This window comes from Blastomonas sp. CCH9-A1 (assembly GCF_001557175.1).
Classification (GTDB): domain Bacteria; phylum Pseudomonadota; class Alphaproteobacteria; order Sphingomonadales; family Sphingomonadaceae; genus Blastomonas; species Blastomonas delafieldii_A.
The window spans coordinates 1-10,596 of sequence record NZ_LSHM01000036.1 but is presented as its reverse complement, the minus strand read 5'-3'; the positions used below and the strand labels follow the sequence as shown (position 1 = coordinate 10,596).

Below are 10,596 nucleotides of genomic sequence, written 5' to 3'. Positions count from 1 at the left end.
TGCAATCGCTCTGATCCCTTAGCGTACGTTTTCGAACATTCTCTCACCGGACCCCTAATGGGGAAGATCCTGTCTTCATTCATTGGGATAAGGACCCCCGTCCCTGCTTGACATACGTATTGGTCACATTGTCAGGCGTGGTCCGTGGCCAGCGCCATGTCGCCCCAGCTGCCCAGCCGGGGAGTTTCGCAGTGCCAGCCGAGTTCGCGTACGATCCGCTGCGCCAATATCGCTGAGGCGCTGGCTTCGCCGTGGGTCACAAAGGTCCTGCGCGGCGCCTTCGGCATGCCCGAAAGCCAGCGCATGATTTCATTGCAATCGGCATGCGCCGACAGCATCGAGAGGTTGGTCACCTCGGCAAGGACCGGCACCTCTTCGCCGAAGATCCGGATCGTCGTTGCCCCGGCAACAAGCGCGGCCCCGCGGGTTCCGGCGGCCTGAAACCCTGCGAATAGAATGAGGTTCTTGGGGTCGGGCGCGAACTGGGCGAGATGATGGACCACGCGCCCGCCCGTGGCCATGCCGCTCGCCGAGATGATGACCTTCGGATTCCGATCTGCCGTCAGGGCCTTCGATTCCTCGGATTCGCGGACGTAGTGCGCGACTGCGCAGGCCGTTTTGCATTGCTCGCGGGACAAACGGTGGCCGCCCGAGTGGGCACACATGATCTCGCTGGCGTCGATCGCCATCGGGCTGTCGAGATAGACCGGCGCGCCCTGCAACCGCCCCGCTTGCTTGAGCAGGGACAGGTAGTAGAGCAGCGACTGCGCCCGTCCGACCGCGAATGCCGGGATGACGACCGTCCCGCCCCGCGCAATACAGCGCTCGATAGTGTCGCCCAAAGCCAGTTCGGGCGAGAGCGCATCATGCTCACGGTCACCGTACGTGGATTCGACGATCAGATAGTCCGCTTCCGGCGGCGGTGTGGGATCGAACATGACTGCATCGTCGTAGCGGCCCAAATCCCCTGAAAAGAGAATCCTCGTGCCCTTCCAGTCGATCTCGATCGAGGCTGCGCCAAGGATATGGCCGGCGCGGCGAAAGCGCGCGGAGATGCCGGGGGCGACCTCTACAGCTGCGTCGAAAGCCACACCTTCGAAATGCTCCAGTGCGTTGAGAGCGTCATTCTGGGTGTAGAGCGGCAAGGCGGGCCGATGCCGCGAATAGCCCCGCCGGTTGGCGAACTGGGCGTCCTTCTCCTGGAGATGGCCGCTGTCCGGAAGCAGCAGCTCGCAGAGTTCGGCCGTGGCGCGCGTCGCGATGACCCGCCCTTTCCAGCCATTGCGAACCAGGCGCGGGATCGCTCCGGAATGATCGAGGTGCGCGTGCGTGAGGAGAATGGTTTCGACGTCATCGACCTCGGGCGGAGGCGGCGCCCAATTGAGTCCCCTGAGCTCCCGGCCACCCTGGAACAGTCCGCAATCCACCAGTATTCGCGTCGAATCGTCTTCGAGAAGGTAGCGCGATCCCGTCACGGTTCCGCTGGCGCCAAAGAAACCGATCGCAAGTCCATGTCCGGACGGACGAGGCTCTACGTCAAGTCTCGCCTGCGGTTCGATGCCGGGGAGGAAATGTCCGCGGGACTTGTCCTTCGCGCGGTGCTTCTTGTGCTTGTGCATGGACGTTGCCTCCCGAAATCGTGGTTCTAGGACCGATTTTCTCTGGCGTGCGGGACGAAGGCCATACGTATTGCTCGCAGCGAATGGTCGCGCGGCGACCTGGGGCAATGTGACATCTACCTATGGCGCTATTTGCCGCGTCGCCGCAGTTGCACCAGGTCAGGGCGCTCGAACGCATGCCGGGTCTATATTCGCCTGGCGCGCTTCGAAGCGAAAAACGATGGAGAGGGGGACGGTCGGCATGCAAATCGGAATTGTCGGGCTCGGCCGCATGGGCAGCAATATCGCCCGCAGGCTGCTGGCCGCAGGGCACAGCTGCATTGCCTTCGATCTCGACCTGGCGCGGGTGGATGAAATCGCGGCAGCTGGAGCTCAAGCAGCACGTGATCTGTCCGGGCTGGTAGCAGCCCTGTCCGCGCCGCGCGTCCTCTGGATAATGCTGCCAGCCGGCTCCGCAACCGAAACGGCCATTCACACCCTGTCGGACCTCCTGTCTCCCGGCGACATCATCGTCGATGGCGGAAACACCTTCTATGAAGATGATCTTCGCCGGGCGGCCCTGCTCGCTGAAAGCGGGATCGGTTACGTCGATGTGGGCACGAGCGGCGGCATCTGGGGCCGCGAGCGCGGCTACTCGCTGATGATCGGCGGAACGCCCGAAGCGGTCTCCCATATCGATCCGATCTTCAAGGCGCTGGCGCCCGGGATCGGCGCAGCGGCACAGACGATCGGACGCCAGGGCGCAGACCAGAGGCCGGACCATGGATATGTCCATGCCGGACCCCACGGCGCCGGACACTTCGCGAAGATGGTTCACAACGCCATCGAATATGGGATGATGCAGGCGTTCGCCGAAGGCTTCGACATCCTGCGAAACGCCTCGGTCCTGGCCGATCGGACAGGCGCTCGATACGAATTCAACCTCGCGGATATCGCCGAGGTTTGGCGGCGGGGCAGTGTCGTATCCTCCTGGCTGCTCGACCTGATCGCGGGCGCTTTGGCCAAGGATGGCCAGCTGCTGCATCTCGAAGGACAGGTCGACGACTCCGGCGAGGGGCGTTGGGCCGTATCGACCGCGATCAAGCAAGGTGTTCCGGCCAATGTCCTGGCTGCCGCATTGAATGCGCGGTTCAGGTCGCGCCACGAGCATACGTTCGGCGACAAGATGCTTTCGGCCATGCGCGAGGAGTTCGGCGGTCATCGCGAGGCCATGCAGCCGCAGCTCCAAGGATCACGCGGAACCCGCCCCGAGGATATTGGAGCGCGCCGATGACCTCGAATGACGAGCCGTACTGCAGCGCCCTCACACCGCATCCCTGCGAGCATTGCTTTCCAAGCGTGCGCGCTGCGGACATGCCCTCGTACCGTTTGGCCGCGCTGGATCAGGACTTCATTCTCGGCGATTCGATGCGCGGGGTCCGCTTTCTGCTCGAATACGAAAAAGTCGAAGAGGCTCTGCGCGCTTGGGGCGTCTTGTCGACGATTGTCGTCTTCGGCAGTGCACGGGTCCGGGCAGGGCAAACTGGCAATGGCGGCTTCTGGTATGACGAGGCGCGCAAGTTCGGCCGACTGGCATCCGAACGCGGCGGCGCGCTCTCGCGCAACGATGGCAAACGGGTCAATGTCATCGCCACTGGGGGCGGGCCGGGGATCATGGAGGCGGCCAATCGCGGCGCGCACGATGCCTGTGCACCGACGATCGGTTTCAATATCACGCTCCCGCGCGAGCAGGCACCCAATCCCTACACCACGCCCGAGCTGACATTCCGGTTCCATTATTTTGCGATCCGCAAAATGCACCTCGCGATGCGCGCCAGCGCTCTGGTCGTATTCCCGGGCGGCTTCGGGACTTTGGACGAGATGTTCGAAATCCTGACCCTCCGCCAGACCGGAAAGGCTCCCAAGGTGCCGATCGTGCTGTTCGACCAAAGCTATTGGCAGGCAGCCATCAATCTCGATGTTTTCTGCGAGAACGGCATGATCGATCGCGCCGATCGCGAACTGTTCGCCTATGCAAATACGTCCGATGAGGTCTGGCAGGCTCTGATAAGCCTCGGCCTTGAACCCGTATCGTAGGCCTGGCCAGCGCTCCGCGGCCTGGCGCTGTCGATGCGATGCTCTTTCGTCGGCGTGATCGCCCGCGCTGTCCATTCGCGATCTACGTATAGCGCCTCTAACCCGCCCGCCGCAGAATCCCCGCGAGGCTGACCGAACCGTGGCAGCCATGAGCAAGGAAACACTGCATGAAAAGAACATCGATGATCGTCGCTGCTTTGGGACTTCTGACCGCAGGTATCGGCCCCGCCCTGGCCGACCAGATGCCTCCCGGCATGAGCGACATGCCTGCTCCAAAGCAGCAGGTGAAACCCAAGGCGAAGCCGAAGCACCCTGTCCGGCATCGGCAGCGCTCCGCGCGAACCCAGCGCGCGCCCGCCGCGGCACCTCACCCTTCGCCGTCCCCATCGCCTTCCGCCATGCCGATGAAGTCCGGCGGCTGCTGTTGAACGGCTTGCCGGCGCCATGCAGTCAAGTGAACGCTCTACGGTGAAGGGCGAAGAACGGCAGGATTCGATGCCGCACGGCAAATCACCACAGAGATTCTACCAGCACAGAGCGGCTGTAGTGGTCGATATTGCCGTCGATCCCGCAACGCTGTTCGAGCACCTGGACGATCAAGCAAAGCTGGCGTCCCACATGATGCAGTCTTCTGCAATGATGGCCGGGAGTTCGATGAAGTTCACGTTCGATCACGATCGCGGACGTATGCTGGGCTCGAGGATCGGCATGCACGGCAAGGTGCTGGGCCTTTCGCTCGAGCTGAGCGAGATCGTCACCGAACGCGATCCGCCTCGCCGCAAGGCCTGGGAAACCGAAGGCGTGCCGCGATTGCTGGTCATCGGTGCCTATCGGATGGGTTTCGACATTGCCCCCCAAGGACTCGGTTCGCGGCTGACGGTCTTCATCGACTACGATCTGCCGAATTGGCCCTGGCGCTTGTTGGGACTGATCCCTGGCCGCGCATATGCACGCTGGTGCACCCGATCCATGGCGAACGATGCAGCACACACCTTCGCCGCGTGACCGCGCGGGCAGGGGGCTCGGAACAACGCACAGGAAAAATTTGCACGACGACACCCTCACCGGTCAGGGTGTTCCTCCTGCGGATATGCCTTATTGCGGCGGGTGAAGCAGCAAGATGGCGTGCTGTCAATTGTCTGGCTTCTCCCTGGATCGCGATCCCGCTACGCCATCGCCGCCAGCAACCGATCGAGCGGCATTGTGGCGAAACGAGTGAAGCTATCGGCAACAGCGTAGGGCAACACCAAAGTCCGCCCGTGAACCATCGCACCGCAGCTGTACATGACATTGGGAACGTAACCATCCCGTTCGTCCGCATCGGCCCGCAACAACGGCTGTGTGACCCGGGCAAGCAGTTTGGCAGGATCCTTTCGGTCGAGGAGGCAAGCGCCAATGCAGTAATTGCGCGCCGGTCCAACACCGTGAGTCATGAGCAACCAACCCTCGTCGATTTCGATCGGCGAGCCGCAGTTGCCCATCTGGACGAATTCCCAAGGCCAACGCGGCCGGACTATTCTTGCCCCGCCGTTCCAATCGTAAACATCGTCCGAGGCCAGGAGCCAGATGTTCTCGTTATCCTGCCGTCCGATCATCGCGTATTTCCCGTCGATCCGATCCCATATAGCAGGCGTATTTTTTCCAGGTTGCTTTGGTGAAGCTGTATGATCTGCATTCGCCTCCGAGAAACCGCTCCTCGCCAAAGTCGATCAGCGCATCGATGATGAACTGCGGGACACAGCGCTCAGCCTGTCGTAGCTGGCCGTGCCGGGTCGACTGAGCCGCGCCGCGACCGGTGAGAGAGCCCGCGCCAAATGGATTCCTGTTCATGGCGCCCCTCCTTATTCGATTGCATCGATAAGGAGATCACCGAGGAGCTCTGCAATCTTCTCGTCGTGCAGAGCTTTTTGCTCACGCATCCAGCCCAATCTTGCCTCCGCGGCATCTGCACCGCGCAGGTTTTTCGGTAGCCGAGCGAGTTGGACAGCACCTGTCAAGATCGACCTCGCCAGTTCTATATCGCCCTGCGCGAGGACCAATGCCTCCCCATTTCCAACGTCGTAACTCGGGCTGCGCCATACTGGCCACACGTCGAGCGAAGGTGCGTCGTCGCCATCCTGCCGCACCTCTTCCATGCGCCGCTTCAGATGGTCCACGAAGGGGTTGTCGCATTCCTCGTCATAATCCTGCGGCACGAAGGCATCCTCGATCTTCGTGCTCTCGAGAACGTAGGAGGCGCGAAGATCCCGCTTGCGGATCGAGATCTCCTCCTGGGTCTCCACTTCTTCCGCCTGCCAATCATGCAGGAACCTGCCGCCGAGGTGAGAGAAATGACGGCCCATTTCACCAACGGCGTCACGCCGGGCGCTGAGTTCCGCGAGCCGATTGCTGCGTTCGAGGAGGCTCTCGCGCGCGACAAGGTCGAACAGCAGCGGCGCCAGTTCGAGGATCGTTTCGCGGGTCTCATTGTAGCGCATGGCGACAAGCTCCAGCGCATTCTGCGCCGCATTCGAGATGCTGAGGTCGAGGGGCGCGCGATCGTTGAAAAAGTTGCGCGCCTGATCAGGGTCGGGAGGTGTGAAAAGGTCCGCAGGCTGGCACTTCAGGGTGCTTGCCAGTCTCTTGGCCGTCTCGGGTCGGGTCGGGCCCGCTTTCCCGTTTTCAATTCGGGTGATGGTAGCGCGGCCGACGTGGGCCGCATCGGCCAACGCTTCGGCGGTCAGTCCGGCTTCCTTACGCAGGAAGATCAATTTGTCCGGGTTGATGGTGCTCATAACGTCCTCCTGCCTCAATAATGAGCCATTCCGACGCAATAACGACAATCATCTATGCCTCATTTTCGCGGAAAGCAGGGTTACCGACCCCGAGCCAGCCCGCAGATGGATCACGCAATGAGCCAAAAGATTGGCTTCTTGATCTGTCGGGGGATCATATCTCTTCCGCGATTGATCCAATGGCTCATCAGGCGTCAGTCGGTCACATCACATCAAACTTTCACCGCCAGAAGCCGTCCTGCCTCTGCCCGTACCGGTTGTCATAGTCTTCGCGCTGGTCGTAGGCGCTCTTGCGAATACCCACCTCGACCCGCTGACCGCCGGCATTGTGGATGTGGAGATCGCGCAGATCAATCTTGTTGCGCAGCGCCCAGTCCTTCGCCTCGCGCTCGCTGCCGAAGGTTCCGGCATCTTCGTAATCGAATGCCATTTCATGCTCTCCTTGATGTGGTGATGGACGGTCTGGAAGATTGGATGCGCAGGATCATGCCGATTGCCTCTGGGGCCTGGTCGATCGGGTAGTGGCTGATTGGCGAGCCCTGAGCCGTGAAGGGTGCAGCCGCACTATTTTCCGGAAGACTTTTGCGCACGCAGCCGCCAGCGATCCGGCAGCCACTGAGGCCAGGATGGCCAAACCGAGAGCAACCCATTCCGGTCCGGGGAAAGGGCCAAGCTGGACCCCAACCGGCTCAGCGACGCCGGGAGCATCAACCCCTGTTGCCTTGATGAACCCTTCCGTTACCGGATGCGAAACGAGAGAAATTGGCTCACTTGCAGAACCTGATTCCGCACCGGACATCGCTGGATCTCGTCGTAGCATGACTCTTCTCCTATCGGCTGCGTTCGATGCTGCGTTCGGGCAGGTCGATCTGAGGTACTGACCGCAGGCTGTCCCTTGCCACATTGGGAAGCGGCGCGAGGCTGTCTCTACCGGCGCGCAGGTGTTCGGGGATCTTCGGGCTGAATTCAGCGGACGTACGCTTTCCCTTGCCCTCATCGACCTGCTTCTCGCCAAGGGTCTCTAGCGCGCTGGTCTTGTCGCCGGGGTTGCGCTCAATCTGACTGAGCAGACGGTCCTTGTCGTTGGTGACGATCGTGATGTCGTCACGCACGCGGGTCATCATCACAAGTGCAAGGCGCTGGTTGGAAAGGTTGCGAGCGGCCGAGTGCATCTCGCCGATCGCCATGTCACGGGTATCGCCCTGCGCCTGATGCATGTTCAGCGCATAGGCGAGACCCATGCGCTCGAGCATCCGGTCGTTCTGCTTGAGCTCGATGGTGTCGCCTTGGCGGTTCTCGACCGTTACGACCCCGTCCTGGATCATCAGAATCCGGGCCTCTTCGGACTTCATCAGGCCGCGAGCGGTGTCCTTTTCGTTCCAGCGGACCTTGTCACCTTCGTAGATCGTCTCCCGGTGCTTCTCTGAAAGTCGCAGGGCATCGCGCTTGTCAGCCGGGTCGATGCTGGAAGGGTCGAAGCGCTTCAGCTTGCCCTGTGCATCGCGTAGCACCACCCTCCCCTGACCATCGGTGCCTTCAACGTCATAGCGCCCGCACGCCAGCCCCCCCGGAGCGTTGGCACGCATCCTTGGCGAGACGGCCGACGAGGTTGACGATGTTCATTGCAAGAGCCTCCTTGGTACCGACGGCTCGTCCGCCGGTGCCCTTGTCGAGCCTCGGCGGGAGAGCTGGGACACCGCGCGCTTCCGCGCGCGGGGAACCTCGGAAATCGAGGTGGTGCGGGCAGCCCGGCTTGCCGGGCAACACGGCTCGCATTTCTGCAGGTTGGCCCTAAGCTCGACCAAAGAGGCATGGGCACTGGTCGGCGGACGTGCTGTTGGCACAGGAGCTTATCGCACGCCTGGACATCAACTTCGCCGCGTACCGGCTTGTTATTGACGATGATGATCACGGGATAATTCGCCCGCCCTTGCCGATCCCGGTGAGCGAGAGGTCCCTCTGCGGCACTGATCCGGAATACCCGACCTCGGCCACCTCCGGCGCCAATCCACAACGCCGGCGTGACTGGCCTGACGTTGATGCACGATCAGACAAGGCTCCAAGGAGCAGGCTGCCTCGGCGTTCCGGAAATCAATCGCGATCGACGGCAGCGGCGCCCCAGGCTCCGATGGCATCGATGATCTTTGCTGTGAACCGCGGTGGGAGTCGTCCGGCAATGTACCCGGGCTGCTTCATCAGGGGTCTGATGTCGAACCCGGGCCAGGTGAACCGGTTGAATTCCGAAACGACAATCGCGCTACCCGGAACGAGCCCGGCTGTGCGTGCGATCTCATCGGGGATGGGGATGGCGTTCTTGCGCCCCTCGCCCTTGGTCGTGATCGCGGCGACCAGATAGCGCGAGCCGTCCACACCCACAACGACGACGAAGCGTTCCTTGACGCCTTCGTCGCGGCCTCGTCTCTGCTCTTCCTCGAAGAGATAGACGTAACGGAGGATATGGCCTGCGGCGGGTCGGTCAGTCTTCCCAGCGGTCATTGGCAAGTTCACTGGCCGAAGGCCGTGCATTGGCAAAAGCCTTGCGGTCGGCTCCGGTCATGTCGGACGAAGCGACAGCTTCGATATTCATGTGGCCGGCGATCACACCGCGTGCCGCCTGTTCAAGATGGCGGAAATACTCGCTATCTGCGATTACATGCCGCTCGCGGCCATGGCTGGTCAGGACGACCGGCTGCTTGGTTGCCAGATCGAGGAACTCGCCGGTGTTGTTGTGAAACCGGGTTAGGGGAACCCTGGGGTGCTCATTCGCCGCCGCTGGCATGGTGGTATCTCCTCTTGGCCTTAAAATAGCAATTATTGCCAAAATAGCAAGATTTCTGTGGCGCCACTCGCCGCGCTAGTCGTCCCCATCTCTCGCCAGCGGCTCAGACAGCCACGGGACGAGGCCCGCATCAATCGCAATGCCCAGTGTCCTTGCGAGGCGGCAGGCTCGAGCGATTGACCCGTCTGGAACATCGAGCGCCCTTTCAATGTGCCCAAGGGTTTCGCCAGCGCCAGGCGCACAGACCGCGTGAAGCTTGCCCGGCTGTGCCGTGATGGCAAAAGGCCAAGTCATCGCGACACCGACAACCCGTTCATCGAGAACAAGCAGGGTGTCACCGGCTGCGATGCTCTCGTCGGTCTGCACGGCGTCGTAGGCATTGCCCGTCGAGGCGAACGCATGGATCCGCCAGACGCTGAAGGCGAAGCGCTCGCTGTCGGTCAGCATGGCAGGCTCGCTTCGGAAAAGGCGCGCTGCGCCGCTTCCGGAAAGGCTGCGGTGAGGTTGCGGTGGATCGGCCCGGAGGACTCCGGAAAGAATCCGCCGGTGCTGCTCGGACGTGTGGACCGCAGCGCGCTTGCGACGGCATCCAAGACGAAAACCGCTAGCTGATCGCTGGCCGTCAGCTTGCCGAACTCAGGCGGTGCAAACCCGGCCTGATGCCAGAAGGCGATGCCGGTCTCGAGGGTCTCGAGATAGCTGGCATGGCTACCATCGTCCTGGTCATTGTCAATGCTCGCCTCGACCGTCCGGTAGGTTCCGAAATCATGGGCATTGGCCTTGATCCGAAGGGTGATTCCGGCGGGCGGAGGCCCAGCCACTGCAAGCAGCGCAGCCCTGTAGAGCGTGGCTTCCGCGGTATTCACGAGGTCGAAATTGGGGGTGTGCCCGATCTGCGCGCAGTCTTCGTTCGTGGGGGCGCCGCCAAGATCGAGAGTCCAGTTTGTATGTGCCATTCAAGCCTCCTTTGCTTGAACGGAACCTCCCCCTTCCCTTTTGCTGGCCGTGTTCCCGCAGCAGTTCTGTGGAGCCCGACAGCAGGCTGCAAAAGAAAAGGCCCGCCCGCGACACATGCGCGGACGGGCCTTCCTGGTGTGACCGGCGCGGGTCGCGGCACCGGTCACGGGGGCTGATGACAATCAGGCATCAACGCTTTCGCGCGCCTTGGTCTTGGCTGCAGGCTTGGGCGCAGTGCTCTCGCCCAGACCGTCGCCGGTGGCAGCGGCGCTGTCAACGCTGCGGTCGCTGGCCGGTTCGTCGCCGGTGGCGGTGAGCGGCGGCAGGGCGCCTTCGCTCTCGCTGCCGAAGCCGTCGAGCGACGCCTTGGGCTTCGAACGCCGCCAGGCGA

Annotated in this window: 12 protein-coding genes and 1 pseudogene; 3 read left to right on the top strand and 10 right to left on the bottom strand. The window is 62.2% G+C overall.

The features are described from left to right. Positions 1-131: 131 nt before the first annotated feature. A complete protein-coding gene (locus AX725_RS11640) occupies positions 132-1,619 on the bottom strand; it encodes an MBL fold metallo-hydrolase RNA specificity domain-containing protein (protein ID WP_082730822.1) in 1,488 nt (495 codons plus the stop codon). On the opposite strand from AX725_RS11640, the gene gnd reads away from it, so the two are divergent. From gnd to AX725_RS11625, 3 genes are all read left to right on the top strand, one after another. Beyond that, complete coding sequence (gnd, locus tag AX725_RS11635) at positions 1,558-2,892, top strand: phosphogluconate dehydrogenase (NAD(+)-dependent, decarboxylating) (protein ID WP_353611474.1); 1,335 nt, start codon at positions 1,558-1,560, stop codon at positions 2,890-2,892. The two genes, AX725_RS11640 and gnd, sit on opposite strands and share 62 nt — an antisense overlap. Beyond that, a complete protein-coding gene (locus tag AX725_RS11630; RefSeq protein ID WP_081097107.1) occupies positions 2,889-3,695 on the top strand; it encodes an LOG family protein in 807 nt (268 codons plus the stop codon). Before gnd ends, AX725_RS11630 begins: the two co-directional genes overlap by 4 nt. A 468-nt stretch (positions 3,696-4,163) precedes the next feature. Continuing rightward, positions 4,164-4,700 (top strand): SRPBCC family protein, encoded by a 537-nt coding sequence (locus AX725_RS11625; RefSeq protein WP_196490602.1) that lies wholly within the window; start codon positions 4,164-4,166, stop codon positions 4,698-4,700. A gap of 161 nt (positions 4,701-4,861) precedes the next feature. Here AX725_RS11625 and AX725_RS11620 read toward each other — a convergent pair. The 9 genes and pseudogenes from AX725_RS11620 to AX725_RS21300 all read right to left on the bottom strand — a co-directional run. Next, positions 4,862-5,338 (bottom strand): annotated as a pseudogene (locus AX725_RS11620) (glycoside hydrolase family 130 protein); the annotation flags it as partial. A 198-nt stretch (positions 5,339-5,536) separates the two neighbouring features. Then, positions 5,537-6,469 (bottom strand): helix-turn-helix transcriptional regulator, encoded by a 933-nt coding sequence (locus AX725_RS11615; RefSeq protein ID WP_039330735.1) that lies wholly within the window; start codon positions 6,467-6,469, stop codon positions 5,537-5,539. 220 nt (positions 6,470-6,689) lie between these two features. Then, positions 6,690-6,899 (bottom strand): hypothetical protein, encoded by a 210-nt coding sequence (locus AX725_RS11610; protein ID WP_039330732.1) that lies wholly within the window; start codon positions 6,897-6,899, stop codon positions 6,690-6,692. Positions 6,900-7,299: 400 nt separating this feature from the next. Next, positions 7,300-7,980 carry a hypothetical protein gene (locus AX725_RS11605; protein ID WP_155645943.1) on the bottom strand — a complete coding sequence of 227 codons (681 nt, stop codon included), beginning with the start codon at positions 7,978-7,980 and terminating at the stop codon, positions 7,300-7,302. Between the two features lie 580 nt (positions 7,981-8,560). Beyond that, positions 8,561-8,965 (bottom strand): hypothetical protein, encoded by a 405-nt coding sequence (locus AX725_RS11600; RefSeq protein ID WP_022675506.1) that lies wholly within the window; start codon positions 8,963-8,965, stop codon positions 8,561-8,563. Then, the gene (locus tag AX725_RS11595; protein WP_022675507.1) at positions 8,946-9,248 is read right to left on the bottom strand and encodes a type II toxin-antitoxin system Phd/YefM family antitoxin; all 303 of its coding nucleotides are present in this window, start codon (positions 9,246-9,248) and stop codon (positions 8,946-8,948) included. Before AX725_RS11595 ends, AX725_RS11600 begins: the two co-directional genes overlap by 20 nt. Positions 9,249-9,323: 75 nt before the next feature. Beyond that, entirely contained in the window at positions 9,324-9,695 is a 372-nt protein-coding gene (locus tag AX725_RS11590) for a hypothetical protein (RefSeq protein WP_022675508.1), read from the bottom strand. After that, positions 9,689-10,204, bottom strand: coding sequence for a hypothetical protein (locus tag AX725_RS11585; protein ID WP_066114015.1), 516 nt, complete (start codon positions 10,202-10,204; stop codon positions 9,689-9,691). Before AX725_RS11585 ends, AX725_RS11590 begins: the two co-directional genes overlap by 7 nt. A 183-nt stretch (positions 10,205-10,387) precedes the next feature. Continuing rightward, positions 10,388-10,596: hypothetical protein (locus AX725_RS21300; protein ID WP_202185045.1), on the bottom strand; the 209-nt coding region annotated here is incomplete at its 5' end.

Excerpts from the sequence above, each read along its gene's own strand:
- AX725_RS11600 (WP_022675506.1), bottom strand. The coding sequence starts at position 8,965 with ATGACCGCTGGGAAGACTGACCGACCCGCCGCAGGCCATATCCTCCGT.
- AX725_RS11595 (WP_022675507.1), bottom strand. The coding sequence starts at position 9,248 with ATGCCAGCGGCGGCGAATGAGCACCCCAGGGTTCCCCTAACCCGGTTT.
- AX725_RS11630 (WP_081097107.1), top strand. The coding sequence starts at position 2,889 with ATGACCTCGAATGACGAGCCGTACTGCAGCGCCCTCACACCGCATCCC.
- AX725_RS11615 (WP_039330735.1), bottom strand. The coding sequence starts at position 6,469 with ATGAGCACCATCAACCCGGACAAATTGATCTTCCTGCGTAAGGAAGCC.
- AX725_RS11610 (WP_039330732.1), bottom strand. The coding sequence starts at position 6,899 with ATGGCATTCGATTACGAAGATGCCGGAACCTTCGGCAGCGAGCGCGAG.
- AX725_RS11640 (WP_082730822.1), bottom strand. The coding sequence starts at position 1,619 with ATGCACAAGCACAAGAAGCACCGCGCGAAGGACAAGTCCCGCGGACAT.
- AX725_RS11590 (WP_022675508.1), bottom strand. The coding sequence starts at position 9,695 with ATGCTGACCGACAGCGAGCGCTTCGCCTTCAGCGTCTGGCGGATCCAT.
- AX725_RS11585 (WP_066114015.1), bottom strand. The coding sequence starts at position 10,204 with ATGGCACATACAAACTGGACTCTCGATCTTGGCGGCGCCCCCACGAAC.
- gnd (WP_353611474.1), top strand. The coding sequence starts at position 1,558 with ATGCCGGGGAGGAAATGTCCGCGGGACTTGTCCTTCGCGCGGTGCTTC.